At 71.1% G+C, this 20,540-nt stretch carries 18 protein-coding genes and 1 riboswitch; of the genes, 2 read left to right on the top strand and 16 right to left on the bottom strand.

The features are described from left to right. Positions 1-130: 130 nt before the first annotated feature. Positions 131-337, bottom strand: a complete 207-nt coding sequence (locus tag AC3EO7_RS18820) for a hypothetical protein (RefSeq protein WP_431963485.1) — start codon at positions 335-337, stop codon at positions 131-133. Continuing rightward, positions 334-1,488 carry a polyprenyl synthetase family protein gene (locus AC3EO7_RS18815; RefSeq protein ID WP_431963604.1) on the bottom strand — a complete coding sequence of 385 codons (1,155 nt, stop codon included), beginning with the start codon at positions 1,486-1,488 and terminating at the stop codon, positions 334-336. Before AC3EO7_RS18815 ends, AC3EO7_RS18820 begins: the two co-directional genes overlap by 4 nt. A 365-nt stretch (positions 1,489-1,853) precedes the next feature. Here AC3EO7_RS18815 and AC3EO7_RS18810 point away from each other — a divergent pair, with 365 nt between their 5' ends. Continuing rightward, positions 1,854-2,855, top strand: a complete 1,002-nt coding sequence (locus AC3EO7_RS18810; RefSeq protein ID WP_431963486.1) for a methylenetetrahydrofolate reductase — start codon at positions 1,854-1,856, stop codon at positions 2,853-2,855. A gap of 490 nt (positions 2,856-3,345) precedes the next feature. Here AC3EO7_RS18810 and AC3EO7_RS18805 read toward each other — a convergent pair whose 3' ends face one another. From AC3EO7_RS18805 to AC3EO7_RS18745, 13 genes are all read right to left on the bottom strand, one after another. Further along, positions 3,346-4,497: an LLM class flavin-dependent oxidoreductase gene (locus AC3EO7_RS18805; RefSeq protein WP_431963488.1), complete on the bottom strand. Its 1,152-nt coding sequence runs from the start codon at positions 4,495-4,497 to the stop codon at positions 3,346-3,348. After that, positions 4,494-5,303 carry a DUF1684 domain-containing protein gene (locus AC3EO7_RS18800; RefSeq protein WP_435591917.1) on the bottom strand — a complete coding sequence of 270 codons (810 nt, stop codon included), beginning with the start codon at positions 5,301-5,303 and terminating at the stop codon, positions 4,494-4,496. The genes AC3EO7_RS18805 and AC3EO7_RS18800 overlap by 4 nt, the downstream gene beginning before the upstream one ends. Beyond that, positions 5,300-6,673, bottom strand: a complete 1,374-nt coding sequence (locus tag AC3EO7_RS18795) for an NtaA/DmoA family FMN-dependent monooxygenase (RefSeq protein ID WP_431963492.1) — start codon at positions 6,671-6,673, stop codon at positions 5,300-5,302. The genes AC3EO7_RS18800 and AC3EO7_RS18795 overlap by 4 nt, the downstream gene beginning before the upstream one ends. Further along, positions 6,670-7,839, bottom strand: a complete 1,170-nt coding sequence (locus AC3EO7_RS18790; protein WP_435591916.1) for an LLM class flavin-dependent oxidoreductase — start codon at positions 7,837-7,839, stop codon at positions 6,670-6,672. The genes AC3EO7_RS18795 and AC3EO7_RS18790 overlap by 4 nt, the downstream gene beginning before the upstream one ends. 28 nt (positions 7,840-7,867) lie before the next feature. Next, positions 7,868-9,460 (bottom strand): dipeptide ABC transporter ATP-binding protein, encoded by a 1,593-nt coding sequence (locus tag AC3EO7_RS18785; RefSeq protein ID WP_435591973.1) that lies wholly within the window; start codon positions 9,458-9,460, stop codon positions 7,868-7,870. Positions 9,461-9,753: 293 nt separating this feature from the next. After that, positions 9,754-10,632 carry an ABC transporter permease gene (locus tag AC3EO7_RS18780; RefSeq protein WP_431963496.1) on the bottom strand — a complete coding sequence of 293 codons (879 nt, stop codon included), beginning with the start codon at positions 10,630-10,632 and terminating at the stop codon, positions 9,754-9,756. A 26-nt stretch (positions 10,633-10,658) separates the two neighbouring features. Beyond that, positions 10,659-11,660, bottom strand: coding sequence for an ABC transporter permease (locus AC3EO7_RS18775; RefSeq protein ID WP_431963498.1), 1,002 nt, complete (start codon positions 11,658-11,660; stop codon positions 10,659-10,661). A 1-nt stretch (position 11,661) separates the two neighbouring features. After that, a complete protein-coding gene (locus tag AC3EO7_RS18770; protein ID WP_435591915.1) occupies positions 11,662-13,281 on the bottom strand; it encodes an ABC transporter substrate-binding protein in 1,620 nt (539 codons plus the stop codon). After that, positions 13,278-14,357 (bottom strand): LLM class flavin-dependent oxidoreductase, encoded by a 1,080-nt coding sequence (locus AC3EO7_RS18765; protein ID WP_435591914.1) that lies wholly within the window; start codon positions 14,355-14,357, stop codon positions 13,278-13,280. Before AC3EO7_RS18765 ends, AC3EO7_RS18770 begins: the two co-directional genes overlap by 4 nt. Continuing rightward, complete coding sequence (locus AC3EO7_RS18760) at positions 14,354-14,872, bottom strand: GNAT family N-acetyltransferase (protein WP_435591913.1); 519 nt, start codon at positions 14,870-14,872, stop codon at positions 14,354-14,356. Before AC3EO7_RS18760 ends, AC3EO7_RS18765 begins: the two co-directional genes overlap by 4 nt. Positions 14,873-14,876: 4 nt before the next feature. Then, positions 14,877-15,836: an ABC transporter substrate-binding protein gene (locus AC3EO7_RS18755; RefSeq protein WP_435591912.1), complete on the bottom strand. Its 960-nt coding sequence runs from the start codon at positions 15,834-15,836 to the stop codon at positions 14,877-14,879. Between the two features lie 83 nt (positions 15,837-15,919). After that, positions 15,920-16,693, bottom strand: coding sequence for an amino acid ABC transporter ATP-binding protein (locus AC3EO7_RS18750; protein WP_435591911.1), 774 nt, complete (start codon positions 16,691-16,693; stop codon positions 15,920-15,922). Further along, positions 16,690-17,694, bottom strand: a complete 1,005-nt coding sequence (locus AC3EO7_RS18745; protein WP_435591972.1) for an amino acid ABC transporter permease — start codon at positions 17,692-17,694, stop codon at positions 16,690-16,692. The genes AC3EO7_RS18750 and AC3EO7_RS18745 overlap by 4 nt, the downstream gene beginning before the upstream one ends. A gap of 513 nt (positions 17,695-18,207) precedes the next feature. Further along, a riboswitch (SAM riboswitch) is annotated at positions 18,208-18,301 on the bottom strand. Positions 18,302-18,618: 317 nt separating this feature from the next. On the opposite strand from AC3EO7_RS18745, the gene AC3EO7_RS18740 reads away from it, so the two are divergent. Then, a complete protein-coding gene (locus tag AC3EO7_RS18740) occupies positions 18,619-19,356 on the top strand; it encodes a hypothetical protein (protein WP_431963511.1) in 738 nt (245 codons plus the stop codon). A gap of 65 nt (positions 19,357-19,421) precedes the next feature. On the opposite strand, the gene AC3EO7_RS18735 is transcribed toward AC3EO7_RS18740, so the two are convergent. Next, on the bottom strand, positions 19,422-20,483 hold the full coding sequence (locus AC3EO7_RS18735; RefSeq protein WP_435591971.1) for a glycosyltransferase family 2 protein: 1,062 nt from the start codon (positions 20,481-20,483) through the stop codon (positions 19,422-19,424). Positions 20,484-20,540: the final 57 nt, after the last annotated feature.

Genomic DNA, 20,540 nt, shown 5'->3' with positions numbered 1-20,540 from the left:
ACACCGCGGGGGCCGGTCCCTGCCTGTGCGGTATTCCGCCGCAATCCCATGCCTGCCGGTCGGTAGGTGGATCGCTACGCGGCGTGCGGCGCCGGTCGACTCGTCGGCCGACGCTCGAAAGACGGGGGACTCAGTCCTCGGCCGACCGAGGGTCCCGCGGCGCCGAACACGCGCGCGGGACACGGACGCCGCGCCGGGTGGGCAGGGCGGCGCCCAGGATCAGCCGACGTTCGGTCAGCGCGGCCGGGGACTTCCCTCGGCGCTTGCCCGTGCTGCGCGGGGCCGGGCCTGCGCCGACGGCGATCACGCGATCGGCTGGTCCCACAACGGCTTTCATGCGGTCCTCCTGGTTGCGGCCAGTGCCATACCGCGCAGTTGCTCTTTGGCGGCGGGGGTGGCCGAGCTGGAATCTATGGCGGCTAGGCCGCGGTCGGTGAGGTCGGCGATGCGGCGTTCCACTTCGTCGACGGCGCCGAGCTCGGTGAGCACGGCGCGCAGGCGCGTGACATCCTCGGCGCCGAGATCGGTGCCGATGCTGGTGCGCAGCAGGTGCGCGGCGGACGGGTCGGTGGCGTCGGCGCGGCGCAGCGCCTCGGCGAGCAGCACGGTGCGTTTGCCCTCGCGCAGGTCGTCGCCGGAGGGTTTGCCGGTGACCTCGGGATCGCCGAACACGCCGAGCAGGTCGTCGCGCAGCTGGAAAGCGATCCCGATGTCGGTGCCGAAGGTGCGGTAGGCCGCGATCAGATCGCGGTCGGCGGCGGCGATAGCGGCGCCGAGGTGCAGCGGGCGCTCCACAGTGTAGGCGGCCGTCTTGTAGCGGTTGATGCGCAGCGCGGCGTCCACCGACTCGTCGCCGACCGCCTCGCCGTTGATGTCGAGCAGCTGACCGCCGAGCACCTCGGTGCGCATCTGCGCCCAGACCGGCGCGAATCGCGCCAGCGCGGCCGGGGCGAGCCCCGCGGCGTGCACCAGGTCGTCGGCCCAGGCCAGGGCGAGATCACCGATCAGGATCGCGACGCTGGCGCCGAAGTGGGCGGCGTCGCCCGACCAGTCGCGCTCGCGATGGCGCTGCTCGAAATCGACGTGCACGGTGGCGAAGCCGCGGCGGGTGCGGGAGGAATCGATGATGTCGTCGTGGATGAGCGCGCACGCCTGCACCAGTTCGAGCGCGGAGCAGGCGGCGAGCACCGCGCCCGCTTCGTCGCTGTCCGGGTCGCCGCCCGCCCCGAGCCAGCCGGTCCAGGCGAACGCGGGCCTGGTGCGCTTGCCGCCACGGAGCACGAACAGCTCCAGGGCGTCGGCGGCGTCGACGAAGACCGGGCCGAGCGGCTCCACGAGGGGCCGCCGGGTGGCGAAGAAGTCGGTGAGGCGGTCCTGCACCGCCGCGACGAAATCGGGCGTACCGGGGATCGGCGTCCGCTGCGCGTCGGCGGGCGTTGCCGGGGTTCGTGTCGGAGTACCGGGTCCGGCGGACAGAGGAACCTCCAGGGTCACGGGTGTGGTCGCGCCGGTCGAGCGCGACGAGTGGTCTGTGAGCGAGCGTGTGTCACCGCCGCCCGGGTCGGCGCGATCGCGGCGCACGTCCGGTCCGGCCGCAGCGATAGTGGTGCCGTATCAGAGAATACGCGGCCATCCCATCCTGTCGGCGACCAACCTCCGCCTCGAAACAACCACTGATGGGGTGGTCGGACATAGGACGTCTCGCGCCCGGCGCGCGGCCGGAGTTACGCGGAACGAGTGCGACCGGACGAAGCCCGCCGACGGGCCCCGCGCACGGCCGCGACGGCAGCGGATATCCGCCGGAGCCGGAGTGAGCGCGCATGTCAGGACGGCCGTCCCACTACACTGAACCGGTGACTTTCGATTCCGTGCGGGGACGTTCGACCCCAGGGCGCCCGTCCCCGACGCCACCGATCGTCTCGGGAACGCCTTCGGTTGTGCAGAGCTTGCAGGTCCATTCGGGCCGGAACGTACCGTTCTCCGTCGAGTTCAACCCGCCGCGCGATGCCGCGGGCGAGGCCAGGCTCTGGCGCGCCGTGCGCGAGTTCGAGCGCATGCATCCGGCGTTCGTGTCGATGACCTACGGGGCGGGCGGTTCCACCAAGGACCGCACCGTGCGGGTGACCGGTCAGCTGGCGCAGGAGACCACCCTGCTGCCGGTGGCGCACCTGACCGCCGTCGGGCACAGCGTGGCCGAGCTGCGCTCGCTGGTCGGCGCGTACGCCGACTCCGGCATCCGCAACATCCTGGTGCTGCGCGGCGACCCGCCCGGCGACCCGCTCGGCGAGTGGCACAAGCACCCGGAGGGTGTGGAGTACGCCGAGGAACTGGTCCGCATCGTCCGCGATCTCGGCGATTTCCACGTCGGTGTCGCCTCCTTCCCACAGGGTCATCACCGCTCCCCGGACCTGGACTCCGACACCGCCTTCCTGGCCGCGAAACTGCGTGCCGGGGCGGAATATTCGATCACCCAGATGTTCTTCGAGGTCGAGCACTACCTGCGCCTGCGCGACCGGGTCGCGGCCTTGGATCCGATCGAGGCCGCCAAGCCGATCATCCCGGAGCTGATGCCGATCACCTCGCTGCGCACCGTGGCGCGGGCCGAGGAACTGTGCGGCCGTCCGCTGCCCGACGCGGTGCTGGCGCGGCTGCGCAAGGCCGCGGGCGACGGCCCCGAGGAGGACCGCGCCGCGGTGCGCGAGGTGGGCATCGAGATCGCCACGGAGATGGCGCAGCGGCTGATCGACGAGGGCGCGCCCTGCCTGCACTTCATCACCCTGAATTTCGCCAAGGCGACCAGCGAGGTGCTGACCAACCTCGGCTACGGCGTCACCGCGGCGCCCGTCAGCGCCTAGACGACACCGCGCCGGTGCGCTCGATGGCGCACCGCACCGGGTGCGCTCGACGCACAGCGCTGGTGCGCTTGATGGCCACCGCGCCGGATGCGAGCGATGGCGCAGCGTGTCGAGCGTGCCCGAGGCTCAGTGCCGGTGTGCTCGATGAGTCGCAGCCCCGGATGTGCTCGATGGCACAGCGCCGGGTGCGCTCGAGGCACAGCGTCGACGACAGCGTGTCGAGCGTGCTCGAGGCTCAGTGCCGGTGTGCTCGATGGGCCGCAGCCCCGGATGTGCTCGATGGCACAGCGCCGGGTGCGCTCGAGGCACAGCGTCGACGACAGCGTGTCGAGCGCGCTCGAGGCACAACGCCGGTGCGCTGCGAGGCCGCGGCGCCGGGGTGCGCTCGATGGCACCACGTCGATGACAGCGTGGCGAGCGCGCGCCTCTGATCGCTCGACGACCGCACGCCGATGCCCCGCCGGTCGACGACCGGCGGGGCATTCGCACATCAGGCGGCGCGGGCCGCTCGCAGCCCCCACGCCTCGGCCAGCAGCCGATGGGATTCGAGCCGGTCGGCGTGCTCGTGGGCGACGCTGGTGATCAGCAACTCGTTCGCGCCCGTGACCTGCTGCAAGGCGGCGAGCCGTTCCACCACCGTGCTCGGCGACCCGACGAACTGGGTGGCCAGCCGGTCGTCCACCAGCCGCCGCTGATCGGGGGTCAGCGGGCCCGCGGCGTCCGGCGCGAGGAACTCGGCCGCGCCCGCGCCGCTGCGGATGCTGTACACCCAGTGCCCGTAGCCCGAGGCGAGCTCTCTGGCCTTCGCGTCGTCGGCGCCGACCACCACGTCGGCCGACACCACCACGTACGGCTCGGACAGGTACTGGGAAGGGCGGAACGCCGCGCGGTAGGCGGCGACGGCGTCGAGCGCGGAGCCGGGCGCCACGTGATAGGCCGCCGCGAACGGCAGTCCGAGCCTGCCCGCCAGCTCGGCGCTCTCGCCGCCGGAGCTGCCGAACAGCCACAGCTGCACCTGCGCGTTCTCACCGGGGACCGCGTGCAGCGGAATGCCGTCCTCGCTGACGTAGGTGCCCGCGAGCAGGGCCCGCACCTCGGCGATCTGGTCGGCGAAATCCGGCGCCTGCGCGCCAGGCTGTTGCAGTGCGCGCAGCGAGGCCACGAAACGGGACCGGTCGATGAAGCGGCCCGCATCGAAGGGCGGCGGGACCACCACGCCGTCGCGGATCTCGGTGCGTCCGGTCGCGGTGTCGACCACCGGCCTCCCGCCCTTGGGATGCTCTGGCTCCGCGCCGAATTGGGCCCGCCGGTGGCCGGAACGCCCGAGCCCGAGGTCCAGCCTGCCCGGGTACAGCGCGTCGATGGTGCCGAACGCCTCCACGATCGAGGCCGAGGTGTGGTGGCCCACCTGCACCGCCGCCGAACCCACCCGAATCCGGGAGGTGTTGGCCGCGACCAGTCCGATCAGGGTGATCGAGCTGGAACTGGCCACCGCGACGAAATGGTGTTCGGCCAGCCAATACCGGTGATAGCCCCACTGTTCGGCGTGCTGGGCCAGGTCGACGGTGTTGCGCAGCGCCTGCTGCGCGGTGGACCCGGCGCTGATGGGGGACAGGTCGAGGATGGAGAGCGGGACCGTCACGCCTGCCTCCTCGCGAGCCGGGGATCCTGCTCGCCCGCCTCGATGGCCACCCGCAGCCGGTTCTGCTCCGGCGCCACCGGGCAGGTCGCGAAATCGGTGAAGGCGCAGGGCAGATTGGCCGCCCGGTTGAAGTCGAGCAGCACCGAGCCGTCGGCGTCCGGCGCGGCGACGCTCAGCGACCTGGCCGCGGGATACGTGGTGACGCCGCTGGTGGCATCGGTGAACAGGATGCGCAGCCCGTCTCCGGCCTGGAACGCGACGACGCGTTCGGTGACAGCGCCGAGGGTGAATTCGAGGGTGCCCGCGGCGGTGCGGTGGTGCTCGAGCCCGTCGACCACCGCCGCGGTGACGACGGTCCGCGGCTCGGCGAACGGTTCGAAGCGGCCGGGTACGATCCAGCGCGAATCCGGCTCGTAGGCGGGGATGCCCGTGAACGCGGCCAGGGTCGGGGCGGCGGGATCGTGAATCCGCACGGCGTAACGTCCGGTACGCCGGATCACCTCGAGCAGGCGCTGCTCGTGGCGGACCTCGAGACCCGGCGCGCCTTCGACCGGGGTGAGGATCTGCACGCCCGCGATGTCGGTGCCGTCGAACGTCAGGCGGTCGGCCGGTTGCGCGGTGATGAACACCTTGTTGTCGGTGACCCACCAGGTGCCGGGTACGTCGGGCAGGCGCTCGGGCTGGTCGGTGAGCCAGTGCAGTCCGGTCAGGCTGAGAAAGCCGAGCCGGTCGCGCAGCTGGTCCTCTCGCGCGGCGTGCCAGGCGGCCCACTCGGTGTCGAAACTGGTTGCGGTGGTTGCGGTCATGACGCTCTGGCTCCTTCGTGGACGGATGTGCGGTGGTGGGGGTGGCGCAGGCCGAGATGGTCGCGCAGGGTGTCGCCGGTGTACTCGGTGCGGAAGCTGCCGCGCTCCTGGAGTTCCGGGACGACGCGGTCGACGAACTCGTCGAGTCCGGCCGGTGTGAGGTGGGGGACGAGGATGAAACCGTCGGCGGCGTCGGTCTGCACGTATTCGTCGATGCGTTCGGCCACTTCGGCGGGCGTGCCGACGAACTGCTGGCGCGCGGTGACCTCGATGATCAGTTCGCGGATGCTCAGCTTCTCGGCCTCGGCCTTGGCGCGCCATGCCTCGGCGACCGCACGCGGATCCTTCGCGTGGCGCACCCGGCCCCTGGTGATGTTCACGTCGCCGGAGGGGTCGACCTCGGGCAGCGGGCCGTCCGGGTCGTAGCCGGAAAGGTCACGGCCCCAGACCTGTTCGAGGAACGCGATGGCGGTCTGCGGGCCCACCTGCTGGCGGCGGATGTGCCTGGCCCGGTCCTCGGCCTCGGTGGCGGTGTCGCCGAGCACGAAGGTGGCGGCGGGCAGGATCTTCAGCTCGTCGTGCGCGCGACCGTATTTGGCGAGGCGGCCCTTCATGTCGGTGTAGAACGCCTGTCCCGCCTCCAGCGTGCCGTGCCCGGTGAAGATGGCGTCGGCGGTGGCGGCGCCGAATTCGCGGCCGTCGTCGGAATCGCCCGCCTGCAACAACACCGGGTGACCCTGCGGGCTCGGCGGCAGCACGAAGCGCGCGGCGATGTCGAATTGCGCACCGCGGTGGCGGGTTTCGGGAATCTCTCTGGCGAAGACGCCCGCCTCGCGATCGACGACCAGCGTGTCGGCGGGCCAGCTGTCCCACAGGGCGCGCGCCACCTCGACCGTCTCGGCCGCGCGGCGGTAACGATCCGCGTGCTCCAGATATCCGCCGCGGCGGAAGTTCTCGCCGGTGAACGCGTCGGAGGAGGTGACGACGTTCCACGCCGCGCGCCCGCCCGACAGGTGATCCAGCGACGCGAACTGCTTGGCCAGCTCGAACGGTTCGTTGTAGGTGGAATTGATGGTGCCTGCCAGCCCCAGCTTCTCGGTGACTCCGGCCAGCGCGTTGAGTACCGTGAAGGTGTCGGGCCTGCCGACCACGTCCAGATCGTGGATGCGCCCGAGGTGTTCGCGCAGCCGCAGGCCCTCGGCGAGGAAGAAGAAGTCGAACAGGCCGCGTTCGGCGGTGCGGGCCAGGTGGACGAAGGATTCGAAGTCGATCTGGCTCTTGGACGCCGGATCGCTCCAGACCGTGGTGTTGTTCACCCCGGGGAAGTGCGCGGCCAGATGCACGGTCTTGCGCGGCTTGGCGGAACTCATGACGGTGTCCCTTCCTGAATCGTGGCGTAGCGGCTCACCGGGCGCGGCAGATCCAGCCGCTCGCGCAAGGTGGTGGCGGGTGCGGGCGGCACGGTGGGCAGCCTGCTCAGGGTGGCGTGCACCGCGAGCGGCCGCAGCACCACGCCGTCGGCAGCGCCCGATTCGGCCACGGCGGCGAGCAATTCGGTCAGCGAGTCGCCGGTGCCGACGTGTCGCAGCGCCGCGCCGGCGGCCCTGGTACCGACCTGCGGCGCGGCGAGCGCACCGGACACCGCCGCCGTCGCGGACGCCGACCAGCGGTCCAGCTCGGCCAGTTCCTCGTGCGCGCGCTCGGCGGTATCGGCGAGGTGGACGTCGATGTCGAGGAGCACGCGCGCGGCGTCCGGGTCGCGCTCCGCGCCGAGCAGTGCGCTGCGCAGCGCGGCGCGCCTGGCGTGCGCGGCGTCGAGATCCGGTGGGGCGATGCGAATCAGGTCGGCGCGGCGCACCGCGACCTGGATGCTCGGCCCTTCGTCGGCGCGGACCGCGACGATCGGCTGCCCCTGCGGTGAGCGCGGCGTGATCGACGGCCCCTTCACCGAGAAGTTGTCGCCCGCGTAGTCGATGTAGTGCAGCTTGTCCCTGTCGATGAAACGCCCGGTCGGCAGGTCGCGGATCTCCGCGTCGTCCTCCCAGGAATCCCACAGCCGCGTGACCACCTCGACGGCTTCGTCCGCCTCGTGCCACAGCGCCGCCGTGTCCTGAGCGCCCTTGCGGCCGAACGCCTTCGCCTGCTCGGCGCCCTCGGACACGGTGACCTCCCAGCCCGCGCGCCCGAGGGTGGCGAAGTCGAGGCTGGCGATCGCCTTGGACAGGTGGAACGGCTCGGTATGGGTGACCGGCGCCTGCGGCAGCAGGCCGATGCGCCGCGTGGCGGCCGCGGCGCGGGCCGCGATCGCCACCGCGTCGAGCCTGCCCTTGGCGATCTCGGCGCCGCCGGGCGGCAATCCGAAGGAATCAGGCAGGAAAACGGCGTCGGCTCCGGCCTTTTCGGCGGCGGTGATCGCGTCGACCCAGTAATCGGCGGTGAACAGGTCCTCGGCGCGCGAGTCCTGGCGTCGCCACGACGCCGGGTGCGCGCCGGTCCCGGTGAGTTCCACCGCGAGGAAGAAATCCGAATCCGGCATCATGCGGTCCTTTCCGTTGCGAAATCCATCAGGCGGCTCCTCGTGCTGGGGAGGGGATCGCGGAGAGCAATTCCCTGGTGTAGTCGTGGCGCGGATTCTCGAAGATCTCCGCGGTACGGCCGGTTTCGACGATGCGGCCGCGGCGCATGACGGCCACGTGGTCGCTGATCCGCCGCACCACGGCCAGGTCGTGCGAGATGAACAGGTAGCTCAGGTCGAGTTCGGATTGCAGGCGGTCGAGCAGTTCGAGGATCTGCGCCTGCACCGAGGCGTCCAGCGCGGAGACCGGCTCGTCCAGTACCAACAGGTCGGGGTGCAGTGCCAGCGCACGCGCGATGGCCACCCGCTGGCGCTGGCCGCCGGACAGTTCCGCGGGCCGGCGTTCGGCGAAACGCTCCGGCAGCGCGACCTGGCCGAGCAGTTCCCGCACCCGATCGCGGCGGCCGACGCGGTCGCCGATCCCATACGCGCGCAACGGTTCCTCGATGATCGCGCCGACGCGCCAGCGCGGATCCAGTGAGGAGTACGGGTTCTGGTACACCACCTGGAACCGGCGCCGCAGCGTCCGCAGCCTGCCGCGACGGGCTGCGGTGAGATTCTCGCCGTCGAAGACGACGCTGCCGTGGTCGGCGTCGGTGAGCCGCAGCGCGATCCGCGCGGTGGTCGACTTGCCGGAGCCGGATTCGCCTACCAGGGAGAGGGTTTCACCGCGGCCCAGCTCGAAGCCGACGCCGTCGACCGCCGTGATGGCGTCGCCGGAGCGGGCGTGGAAGCGCTTGCGCACCTCACGCAGCACGAGCAGCGGTTCCCCGTTGCGCGGCCGTTCCGGTCGCGGCGGGCCGGGGGCCAGGCTCGGCGCGGAGCTCAGCAGCCGTTTGGTGTACGGATGCCGCGGCGCGGTGAGGATCTCCGCCGTCGGCCCGGACTCGACGACCTCGCCGCCGTTGAGCACCACCAGCCGGTCGGCGCGTTCGGCGGCCATCGCCAGGTCGTGGGTGATGAGCAACACCGCTGTGCCGCGCGCCGTGGTGCGCTCGGCGAGCCGGTCGAGCACCCGCCGCGCCACGGTGGCGTCCAGCGCGCTGGTCGGCTCGTCGGCGATGATCAGCTCCGGACCACAGGCCAAGGCGATGGCGATCAGCACCCGCTGGCGCTGCCCACCCGACAGTTCGTGCGGGTACTGCTCCGCCCGCACCTCCGGGCGGTCCAATCCGACCTCGGTGAGCAGCTCCAGCACTCGCACTTGCGCACTGCGGCGATCGACGCGCCGATGCACGAGCAGCGCCTCGGCCACCTGATCGCCCACTCGGCGCACGGGATTCAGCGAGAGCCCCGGGTCCTGCGGTACGAACCCGATCCGCGCCCCGCGCAACTTGCGCAGCGCTCGTTCCGAGCCGGAGTCGACCCGTTCGCCGTCGAAAGTGATGGTCCCCGAGCCGATCTCCGCGGTCGCGCCGAGCAACCCGATCACGGCGTGCGCCAGCGTCGACTTCCCGGAACCGGACTCGCCGACCAGTGCCACCACCTCGCCGCGAGCGACGCGCAGCGAGGCGCCTGCCAGCGCGGTGACCGGCCCCGCGGAAGAGCGGTAGTCGACGCGCAGTCGATCCACGTGCAGCAGTGCACCTTCCGCGGTGCGCTCGTCCTCGCGCCGAGCCGGACGCGCGGTGTCGTTCTCGGTGCTCGACGGGGTCGAGCCGTCCGCCGGTCGTTCGGTCGGCTCGTGTCGGGCGACTCGCGTAGCGCGACTCGCATCCGAGATCTCGCTGCCGCCAGGCGGTGACCCCTCGCCCTGCGATCGGGTTTCGGCGTCGCCTGGCTGCGCGGAGCGGGGTTCCGAGCGCGATGCGTCGGGTGGCGCGGCGGCGCTGTCTTCGGCGGGCTGCCGGTCGGCGTGGGCGGTGGTCGGGTTGCTCACGGCTGATCGGTCCTTCCTGCGGCGCGGCCGAGGCGCTGTGCGGCCAGCACGACGGCGATGATCACCAGCCCGGGGAGGGTGGTGAGCCACCAAGCGGTGGCGAGGTAGTTGCGGCCCTCGGAGATGAGCGAGCCCCATTCGGGGGTGGGCGGTTTGGTGCCGTAGCCGAGGAAGCTGAGCGCCGAGACCGAGAGCACCGCCATGCCGAACTCGACCGCGGCCAGCGCGAGCACGGGTTGGTAGGAGTTGGGCAGGACGTGCCGGGCGAGCACCGTGTACCAGCGCACCCCGGAAGCGTGCGCCGCCTCGACGTAGACCGCACGCCGCAGCCGAAGCACCTCCGAGCGCATCACCCGCGCGAAGTTGGCGATCAGCGAAACACCGACGGCGATGGCGACATTGCGGGTTCCGAACCCGAGCGCGGTGACCAGCGCCAGCGACAGCAGCAGCGCCGGAATGGAGAGCAGCACGTCCACTACGCGCATCGCGATCGCGTCGACGACACCGCCGATTGCTCCAGCCAGCAGCCCGAGCAGCGCCCCGGCCACCAAGGCCAGTGCGACGGCGGACAGCGTGGCGGTGAGCGAGAGCCCGGCGCCGTGCACCATCCGCGTGTACAGATCGCGCCCGAGGTTGTCCGTGCCGAACCAGTGCTGGGCGCTCGGCGGCTGGAACTTCTCGGCGGGGACGCCGGTGAGCGGGTCACCGCCGGCGAACAGCGACGGCGCCAGCGCCCACCCGAGCGCCAGCAGCGTCACCGCCGCCGAGAGGATCAGCCCGGCGTTGCGCGGGAGCGCCCGCAGGCTCGGCGCCGGTCGGCCCAAGCCGGGCAGCGCGATCCGGCGGGTCTTGTCGACCACGTCAACCACGGGCATTCCTCTCTCGATCCGCGGCGTTTTCGTCACACACGGACGAGCACCTCCTCCGCGATGTCCTCGGCCTCCGTCGCGTCGCCGCCGGAACGACCGCCGCGCACCGCGATCCGCGGATCGAGAAGCGGATACAGCAGGTCCACAGCCAGATTCACGGCCACGAACACCAGCGAGGTCAGCAGCACGATGCCCTGGACCACCGGAATGTCCTGGGCCAGCACCGAGATCTGCGTGAGCCTGCCGACGCCGGTGCGCGCGAACACCGTCTCCACGACGACCGAACCGGCCAGCAGGTTGCCCACCAGCACCCCCGCGATGGTGAACGCGGGCACGCTGGCCAGCCGGGCCACATGCCTGCGCTGCACCCACCAGCGCGAAGCGCCTTTGGCCAGCGCGACTTCGGTGAACGGCTGCCGCCATGTGGACTCCAGCCCGGCAGCGAGCACCTGCGCGATCACCGCGCCGATCGGGATGGCCAGGGTCAGCGCGGGAAGCACCGTGCCACGCAGTCCCTGTCCGCCGAACGCGGGCGCCAGGTGCCATCGGAACGAGAACAGCTGGAGCAGCAGCAGTCCCGTCCAGAACGTCGGCACCGAGACGCCGAGCGGTGGCACCGCGGCGAGCAGGTTGCGCAGCCAGGGCCTGCGCGTGTAAGTCGCGGCGAAGGCCACCGCCACCCCGCCCACGGTGGCGAAGAGCAGGGCGAGCGAGGCCAATCCGAGGGTCGAGGGCACGGCGTCACCGATCGCCTCGGTCACCGGCTGCCCGGTCGCGATGGAGAGTCCGAGATCGCCGCGGACCGCATTGCCGAGCGCGGTCCAATACTGGTCCCACAGCGGACGATCCAGCCCGTAGCGGGCCTGCAGCTCCGCGATCGCGGCCTTGTCGATCGGCGTTCCCGCGCCGCCGCCGTCGGCCGCGATGGAGACCGGGTCGGCGGGCAGCAGGTAGAGCACCACGAACGAGATGCTGAACGCCGCCCAGAGCACCCAGATCGCCTGCAGGACGCGCAGCGCCAGATAGCGGGCCATCTCAGTGTCCGCTCAGCCAGGTGTCGAAGAACTGCAGCCGGGCCGAGGCCTCGAACTTCAGGTCCCTGGTGTGCCCGGCGGCGCCGATCGCCTGGGAGAGCTCGATGGTCGGGATCCACAGCCCCGCCTCGAGCACCTGCTCCTGCGCGGTGCGGATGAGCGCGGTGCGCGCGGCGGGGTCGGCCGTGCTGAGCTGGTTGCGGAGGGCGTCGTCCAGTGCGGGAATGCGTTCGCGAGCATTGAAGTTGCGGCCGTCCACACTGAACGCCGTGCGCAGGATGTCGCCGTCGGCACGGGTGGAGTTGTAGTAGGTGGCGTCGAAATCCTTGGCGTTCTGCCGCGCGGTGTTCTCCGGTCCGGACACCAGGTCCAGCTTCAGTTCCACGCCGACCTGCCGCAGCTGCTGCTGCACCAGCTCGAGGATGGCCTGGTTGCCCGCGAACGCCTGGCTGAACAGCACCGAGAACGACAGTCGCTCACCGTTCTTCGCGCGGATGCCGTCGCCGCCCGGCGTCCAGCCCGCCTGGTCCAGGATGCTCTTCGCTGTGGCAGGGTCGTAGCTCACCCGCGCCGAGAAGTCCTGGTAGCCCGGCGTGGCGCTGGCCAGCGGGCCGCTGGCCGGCTTGAACTGCGGGCCGAGCACAGTGTCGACCAGTTGCTTGCGGTCGATGGCGGGCAGCAGCGCCTGGCGCACCGCGGGGTCACGCAGCGGACCGCGGGTCACGTTGGGCTGGAGGCCGAACGGCACACCGGGATTGGCCGTGCTGAGCAGACGCGCGCCCGCGGCCTCCAGCTGCGGCACGTCCTGCGGCAGCGCGTCGCTGATCGCGTCGAGCTGACCGGAGACGAGACTGCCGGTGCGCACGCCGGATTCCGGTACCACCGTGAATTCGATGCGGTCCAGGTAGGCCTCGCCCTGGTGCGCGAACACCGCGGAGCCCCAGCCGTATCCGGCGCGCTTGGCCAGCGTCGCCGACTGATCCTGGCGCCAGCCCGCGTAGGTGAACGGCCCGCTGCCGATGTTGTCGCCCAGGCAGCGCTGCTCGGCCGACTTGGCCGTCGTCGCGTCGGCGAGAATACCGAGCTGCACAGTCGACGAAGCCTGGAGGAACTGGGCATTGGGCTGGCTGAACTCCACGCGCGCGGTGAGCCGGTCCACGGCGGTGGTGCTCACGTAGTTGGTGAGGTAGCTGGCGCCGAGCGGCGCCTTCGCCCCGCCCAGCCGCAGCACCGAATCGAAGGTGTTGCGCACCGATTCCGCGGTGAGCGGGGTGCCGTCGCTGAAGGTGACGCCGTCGGCGAGGTGGAAGGTGAACACCTTCGCGTCCGGGCTGATCTCCCAGCTGCGCGCCAGCCAGGGCTTCAGCTCACCGGTCTGCGGATCCTGGTCGGTGAGCGAATCGACGATCTGCCGCGCGACGTAGATGGTCTGGTTGGTGCCTGCCTGCGCCGGATCCGAGCAGGTCGGCGCCTGGGACAGCCCGTAGCGCAGGGTGCCGCCCGGGCGCGGCGGACCCGCGTCGCCCCCCGGCGCGCTCGAATCGCTGCCGCAGGCGGCCAGGGCGCTCGTCGCGGCGAGCGCGCCGACCAGCGCGAAAATTCGATGGCGGGTTCGGATCACGGTGTCACTCCAATGAGTTCGCTACTTGCGGTGTTTGCGGCCAACGGCCTGCTGGGAATTCGGCGGCGCAGCTCTGGCGCCACCTCGGATTGGAAGAGTTCGAGGCTGTCGCGGTGCTCGGCCACGGTGCGCCCGTCGCGCTCGGCGGACAGGTGGATCACCTCGTGACCGAATCGCTCGTATTGGCGGCCGACCTTGTCGATGACCTGTTCCGGGCTGCCGATCAGCGCGGAGCTGCGGTCGACGAAATCATCGAGGGTCTCGAACACGATGGGTAGACCGAGCTTTCGGCTCAGCGCCAGCCGTGCCTCGAAGATCGGACGGTAGGTGGTCAGCGCCTCCTGCGAGGTGCGCGCCACGTGGAAGCCCGCGGTGCCCGCCCCGACCAGGGCGTCGGCCGGGTCGTGTCCGTAGTGCTCCCACCGCTCGCGGTAGTGGCGGACCAGTTCGGCGTAGGGCTCGATGGGGTTGGTGACATTGGCCGAGAACAGCGGGTCACCGTGGCGCGCGGCGAGTTCCACCGAATCGCGGCTGGTCGCGCTGCCGTGCCAGATCCGGATGCGGGGCTGCAGCGGGCGCGGCAGCGCCTTGGCGCGCTCCAGCGGCGGACGGAATTGTCCCGACCAGGTGACGCTGTCGCTGGCCCACAGCTGCCGAAACAGCTCGTAGCCTTCGCGATTGCGCTCCCACTGATCGTCGGTGGTGACGTGGAACAACTGTGCCTGCGCCGCGCCGTTGCCCTTGCCGATGATCAGTTCGAGGCGTCCGGCCGCCAGGTTGTCCAGCGTCGAGTAGTCCTCGAAGGCGCGCACCGGATCCAGCAGGCTCAGCGTCGTCACCGCGGTGAACAGCGTGATGCGCGAGGTCACGGCCGCGATGTGGGACAGGAGCACCGGCGGCGCCGCGGACAGGAACGGATCCTCGTGACGCTCGCCGACGGCGAAACCGTCGTACCCGAGATCCTCGGCGAGCCTGGCCTGTTCGACCACAGACCGCAAGCGCTCCCTGGTCTCCGGCACCACGCCCGTCCGCGGATCCGGCACCCGCGTCACCAGCGTGAACAACAGGAACTTCATGCCGTCGCCTCCCATGCGCCGAGGTCGAGGAACTTCTCGAACGAGTGCGGCCCGACCTCTTCCGCGGGCAGCGCGGGATCGTAGAGCGCGGTGTACCCGGCCGCCAGGTACAGGCCGACCGCCTCCGGCTGGCGCGGTCCGGTGGTCAGGTGGATACGCCGGTAACCGCGGTCGGCGATCTCGGTCTCCAACCGCTCCAGCACGAACCGGCCGAGACCCTGCCTGCGGTGCTCGCGGGCGGTCCAGATCCGTTTGAGCTCAGCGGTGGTCGCGTCCAGCTGCTGGAAAGCGCCGCCCGCCACCGGTTCTCCGTCCTGGGTCACCACGAGCAGCCCGCCCTCGGGCGGCGCGAAGTGCGCGGCCGGATACCCGCGCAGATCGGAGTGCACCTCACCCGGGGTGCGGCCGTAGCGGCTGCTGTACTCGAGCGCCAGCTCGGCGAGCAGCGGCGCGGCCAGCGGGTCGTCCTGGGCGATCCAGTGCGCCCTGCGGATCGTCGATACTCCGTACGGCATCGGATCACCGCTGCTTCGGCAGGCCGGGCGGATTGATCCGCGATTCGGTGACGGCCTCGGTCTGGAGTCCCCAGCGGTCGATGACCCGCTGATAGAGCCCGGACTCGATGGCGTGCCGCAGCGCCTTCTGCACCGCGCCGATCAGCCCGTTGTTCTTCTTGGTCAGTACCCCGATCTCGCCCTGCAGCGCCTCGCCCGCGCCGGAGAAGGTCGCCACGATCTTGGTCTGGTTCGCCGTGCTCACGTGGTAGATCGCCGTCGGATTCGGGCCGAGATAGCCGTCGAGCCGCTGCGAGGCGAGCGCCAGGTAGTAATCGCTGGTCTTGTCGTAGTAGGCGATCTCGATCGCGGGCAGTCCCTCGGCGCGGTTCTGCTCGTTCCACTTCACCACCAGCTGTTCCTGGTTGGTTCCGGTGCCGACGCCGATTCGCTTGCCCGCCAGGCTCTTGCGGTCCTGGTATCGCAGATCGCTTTTCGCGGGCACTTCCAGCGCGACGTTGTCGTGGCGGTAGGTGGCGAAGTCGTACTTCTCCTTACGCTCCTCGGTGACGGTCACGTTCGAGATGAACGCGTCCACCTCGCCCGAATCGACGCGCACGAAGTTCTGCGACCAGTCGGCCACGCCGGCCACCAGTTTCAATCCGAGGATGTCGGCGACCAGCGAGGCGAAGTCGACCTCGGAGCCGACCACCGTCCTGTCGTCGGTGGCGTAGAAGCGCAGCGGCGGCGCGGTGCCGGACGCGCCGGTCACCACGAGGGTGCCGCGGTCGCGGATGGCCTGCGGGACCTCGGCGGCGATGGCGTCGACCTTGTCCGCGCGGATGCGCCCGGACTGCTCGGGCGACAGGTCGAACGCGACCGTGCCGTCGGAGGAGACCTGCAGGTCTTCGTCGGGGTCGGTGCCGCACGCGGTGACCAGCAGTGCGGCCGCGGCGAGTGCGCCGACCAGGGCGGAGAGCTTCATCGGGAACCTGTTCGTGACTGGGAGCGTCGGGGCGCTCGGCGGACCCGGCGCGGGAGCGCCGGCCGGACCGAGCGCGAAGACGCTCAACGGACTCGGGAAAGAAAAGCGCGGGTGCGCGGATGCCGGGGGTTGTCCAGGACCTCGCCGGGCGGGCCCTGTTCGACGATCACGCCCGCGTCGAGGAACACGACCGTGTCGGCGACCTCACGGGCGAAACCGATCTCGTGCGTGACGATCACCAGCGCGGTGCCGTCGTCGGCCAGATCGCGGATCACGTCGAGCACCTCGCCGACCAGCTCGGGGTCCAGCGCCGAGGTCGGCTCGTCGAACAGGATCACCCTGGGCCGCACGGCCAGCGCCCTGGCGATCGCCACCCGCTGCTGCTGCCCGCCGGACAGCCTGCGCGGATAGGCGTCGGCCAGTTCGTCGATGCCGACCCGCTCCAGCAGCGCCTCCGCCTCGCGCTCGACCTCGGCGCGGTCCCTGCGCTGGGCGGTGAGCGGCGCGAGGGTGACGTTCTCCAGCACCGTGAGATGCGGAAAGAGGTTGAACTGCTGGAAGACGAAACCGATGCGGGAACGCTGCTTGCGGACGTCGCGGTCCGAGAGCGGATGCAAGACGTTGCGCCGCAGGCGGTAACCGATCAGCTCGCCGTCGATGTGCACGGTGCCCGCGTCGACCGGCTCCAGGTGGTTGAGCACCCGCAGCAGGGTCGACTTGCCCGATCCGGACGGCCCGATCACGGCCACCACCTCGCCCGCGCGCACCGTCAGGTCGATGCCGTGCAGGATCTCGGTGCGCCCGAACGACTTCCGCACGCCGTTGACCTGCACGGCGGGCGTCTCCAGCGCGGTCATCGGGTCGCTCCCCGCGGCGCGGCGGAACCGGACTCGGCGATCTCGCGGACTCGCTGACGCAGCTTCTGCCATGGCGTCGGCGGCGGGGTGCGCTGCGCGCCCTTGGCGTAGTGGCGCTCGATGTAGTACTGCGCCACCGTGAGAATCGTGGTCAGCACGATGTACCAGACCGTGGCGACCATGAGCAGCGGCACCACCCGGCCGTTGCGGCCGTAGATCACCTGGACCTGGTAGAACAGCTCCGCGATCGCCATCACCGAGACGATCGAGGTGCCCTTGAACAGGCTGATCACCTCGTTGGTCGCGTTCGGCAGGATCGAGCGCATCGCCTGCGGCGCCACGATGGTGCGGAACTGTCGCAGGCGCGGAATGCCCAGCGCCGCCGCCGCTTCCAGCTGGCCGGGATCGACCGAGATGAGCCCGGCGCGGATGATCTCGGCCGAGTACGCGGCCTGGTGCAGCGCGAGACCGATCACGGCGGCGGTGAATCCGCTGATCACGCCGTTGACTTCGAAGGTGAGGAACGACGGTCCGAACGGGATGCCCAGCGAGAGAGTCTGATACAGGTAGGCGATGTTGAACCAGAACAGCAGCTGCACGATCATCGGGATCGAGCGGAATGCCCAGATGTAGACCCACGCGATCACCTGCAGCACCGGATTGTTCGACAGCCGCGCCACCGCGAGCAGGGTGCCGATCAGGAAGCCGAGCGCGGTGCCCCACAGGGTCAGTTCCAGGGTCACCCGCAGTGCGGTCAGAACCGACTGCGCGGTGAAGTATTTCGCGAACGTCGGCCAGTCCCAGCCGGGGTTGGTGACCAAGCCGTGCACGAACTGGGCGAGCAGGACCAGAGCGACCGCGCTGACCACCCAGCGCCACGGATGGCGGGTGCGCGCGACTGTGGGAGCGGTCTGTGCGCGGTCGGAATCGGCGCTGAGTTGCGCGACGCGGTCACCGGTCGACGCCGCGGTGTCGGGTGTCGCCGTGGCGGCGTCGGCCACCGCGTCGGCGAGCTGTGCGTCGGTGAGCTCTGCGTCGTCGAGTTGTGTGGCATCGAGTTTCGCGGTGGCGTCGTGCTGTGCTGTCGCGTCGAGCTGTGCGGTGACGTCTGGCTGTGCGGTGGCGTCGAGCTGTGCTGTGGCGTCGAGCTGTGCGTCATCGAGTTTCGCGGTGGCGTCGCGCTGTGCGGTGACGTTTGGCTGTGCGGTCGCGTCGCGCTGTGCGATGACGTCTGGCTGTGCCGTGACGCTGCGCTGTGCGGTGGCGTCCCCGGGTGTGGAGCCGGGTGGTTCGGCGTCGGACGCCGCGGCGGCGTCGGGTGCGAGAGACGCACTCATGTTCGGGCCCTTCGGAAGATCTCAGACGACCGCGCCTGGCGCTGGTCGGGTCGTCACCCGGCCAGCGACGGGTGCAAGGTCTGGCGCGTCAGCGCGAACAGCTGGCTGGGGTGGGACGGCAGGTCGTGTCGGGGTGTCGCGTCCGGCGGGCGCCACTGCGGGGGCAGATCATTCGGTCCTCCATCGTTCCTGGCGGAAGCACCCGCACCCGGTGGCCGGGGGGTTGCTGCGACGTCGGCGAGCCAGGTCTCTCAGTCGCTCTGGATGGTGTTGCGGACCCCGGTCCGCTCCGGGTGCAGCAGGGGTCGAGCCGAATCATCATGCGGATCAGGGCCGGAGCCGGACAAGGTTAGAAATCAGGGTGAGCACAGCCCTTTCGCCGCGCATCGCGGAGTGTGATCATTTGCGCGGTCGGCGGTTCCCGCACCGGATACCGCGAAGCGCTTGTCGTCGCGACGCCTCCAGCGCAAGCCAACGCTCCAGCGCAAGCCGACACCCCAGCGCAAGCCGACGCGCCGAAAGCTTGCCAATTCGTGAAACGGCTGCTGAGCGAGTTTGCCGGAGTACGGTGTCCTCACCGTGCCGACGATGAGGAGCACCGCTGTGACTTTGTTGCGCCGCTTCACCACTCTCACCGCCGCCGCGACCGGCTCGGTCGCGCTGGCCTTCGGCGTTTGCGCCCCCGCCGTGGCGGCGCCCGCCCCCGCGCCCGCCGCCCCTGCGGCCTCGGCCGAACTGCCCGGCAAACAGCAGGCAGCCGCGCCCGGCGATCTGCTCGGCGCCTATCAGTCCACCGTCGAGGCGCTGCGCGGCTTCGGCATGGAGCCGTTCCTGTATCCGACCGCCGCCGCCTTCTGCGGCAACGGCAGCACTTTCGGTATGGTGCCCGCCGTTGCCGGTGCGATGCCGGGCCCCTGGCCCAAGACCACCGTCTCCATTCCCGGCCTGGATCTCACGGCGGTGAAGTCCGGTCAGACCATGTTCACCTTCGTGCCCTACGGCCTCGGCGCGGAGAGCCGCAACACCGCGGGCATGCAGGTGGCCTGGCTGAACGTGAGCAACGGACGCAGCGGCATCACCCAGATGGGCCCGCTCGCCGACATCTTCCGCACCATGGTCCCCGCCGCGGTCCCCGTCGAGCTGCGCGCGCAGACCGAACGCGCCATCCAGGACTTCTTCTTCGCCGCCCTTCCCGTCGGCGGTATCCGCGCGGTCCCCGTCGACACCGGCAAGGGCACCGTCCTCGCCGCGGTCTTCGGCAGCGTCGACAACGGCGATCGCACCTGCTTCTTCCTGCCGACGGTCGGCATCACCTCGGTGCCGTAAAGCCTGGCGGCACACCTGTTCACCGGACACCGGCTCGGTCCTCGGACCGGGCCGGTGTCGTGTGTTCAGCCCGCGTCGACCAGCGCGCGGCCCTTCCAGCGCAGCGCGCCCCGGCGTCGGGCGCGATGCGATCGCAGGACGAGGCGCTGGTACGCGGCGATGGAGAAGGGGTGCGCCGCCGCCGCGCATACGTCGGAAAGACGGAGGGGGCCACCGGATTCGAGCGAGCGGGCCAGCAGGCGGCCGGTGACGGCGGCGGCGTAGCCGAGCGCTCCGGCCCGGCGCGTCGCTCCGCTGCCGAGAAGTGCAGCCAGCGGGGGAAACCAATAGCCAAGGGCCAGTACCGTTCCCACGGCCGCGGCGGCCGAGCCGGAACCGCCGTAGGCGGACCAGAGCCAGCGTGTGTAGCCCGCCTCGACCTCGTCCGCGCCGCGATACATGCGGGTGCGCGCGAGCGGTCCCGCGGCGACGAGATGGGTGGTGCGACCCGCGCGGCGCAGGGCGCGGGCGATGTCGAGATCCTCGGTGGGGCTGCCCGCTACCGCGGCGTGACCGCCGACGGCGCGGTAGGCGTCGGTGTCGAAGGCGAGGAACTGGCCGCAGGCGACGGCCGTCGAGGGGCGGTGGCCGCGGTTGCCCAGCACGATCGGCAGCGTCGACGCCCAGGACCAGCAGAGCAGCGGCTGCACGAGCGCCTCGGCGACGGTCTCGGCCCGCTGGGCGGGCCACGGGGAGATCAAGGCCGCGCGCCGATCGCGGACCGCGCGCGCCGCCGCCGCGACGGCTCGCGGGGCCAGCCGCACATCGGCGTCGAGGAAGACCAGGATCGGCGCGTCGGCGAGTTCGGCGAGGCGGGCGCACGCCGCGGCCTTGCCGGTCCAGCCCGGCGGCGGATCGGATTCCGAGCGGATCACCTCGAATCGGGGATCGCCCGCGATCGCTGCGCTGGCGACGGCCGCCGTGTCGTCGGTGGAGCCGTCGTCGAGGATCAGCACCCGCAGGTCCGGCACCCCGGTCTGGGCGCGCAGGTCGGCGATCAGCGCGGGCAGCCGCTGCGCCTCGTCACGAGCGGGCACGCAGACGGTGACCGGTTCGGCCGCTGCGGCTTCGGCGTCCAGGCGCGGCATCGAGAACCGATTGACCGCCGCGATTCCGCATCCCGCGAGCGCGACGGCCGCACCCAC

This window comes from Nocardia sp. bgisy118 (genome assembly GCF_057708605.1).
This window is presented reverse-complemented; position numbering and strand designations above follow the sequence as displayed.

Excerpts from the sequence above, each read along its gene's own strand:
- AC3EO7_RS18755 (WP_435591912.1), bottom strand. The coding sequence starts at position 15,836 with ATGAAGCTCTCCGCCCTGGTCGGCGCACTCGCCGCGGCCGCACTGCTG.
- AC3EO7_RS18775 (WP_431963498.1), bottom strand. The coding sequence starts at position 11,660 with ATGGCCCGCTATCTGGCGCTGCGCGTCCTGCAGGCGATCTGGGTGCTC.
- AC3EO7_RS18800 (WP_435591917.1), bottom strand. The coding sequence starts at position 5,303 with ATGACCGCAACCACCGCAACCAGTTTCGACACCGAGTGGGCCGCCTGG.
- AC3EO7_RS18760 (WP_435591913.1), bottom strand. The coding sequence starts at position 14,872 with ATGCCGTACGGAGTATCGACGATCCGCAGGGCGCACTGGATCGCCCAG.
- AC3EO7_RS18795 (WP_431963492.1), bottom strand. The coding sequence starts at position 6,673 with ATGAGTTCCGCCAAGCCGCGCAAGACCGTGCATCTGGCCGCGCACTTC.
- AC3EO7_RS18780 (WP_431963496.1), bottom strand. The coding sequence starts at position 10,632 with ATGCCCGTGGTTGACGTGGTCGACAAGACCCGCCGGATCGCGCTGCCC.
- AC3EO7_RS18765 (WP_435591914.1), bottom strand. The coding sequence starts at position 14,357 with ATGAAGTTCCTGTTGTTCACGCTGGTGACGCGGGTGCCGGATCCGCGG.
- AC3EO7_RS18750 (WP_435591911.1), bottom strand. The coding sequence starts at position 16,693 with ATGACCGCGCTGGAGACGCCCGCCGTGCAGGTCAACGGCGTGCGGAAG.
- AC3EO7_RS18790 (WP_435591916.1), bottom strand. The coding sequence starts at position 7,839 with ATGCCGGATTCGGATTTCTTCCTCGCGGTGGAACTCACCGGGACCGGC.
- AC3EO7_RS18820 (WP_431963485.1), bottom strand. The coding sequence starts at position 337 with ATGAAAGCCGTTGTGGGACCAGCCGATCGCGTGATCGCCGTCGGCGCA.
- AC3EO7_RS18735 (WP_435591971.1), bottom strand. The coding sequence starts at position 20,483 with ATGCCGCGCCTGGACGCCGAAGCCGCAGCGGCCGAACCGGTCACCGTC.
- AC3EO7_RS18740 (WP_431963511.1), top strand. The coding sequence starts at position 18,619 with ATGAGGAGCACCGCTGTGACTTTGTTGCGCCGCTTCACCACTCTCACC.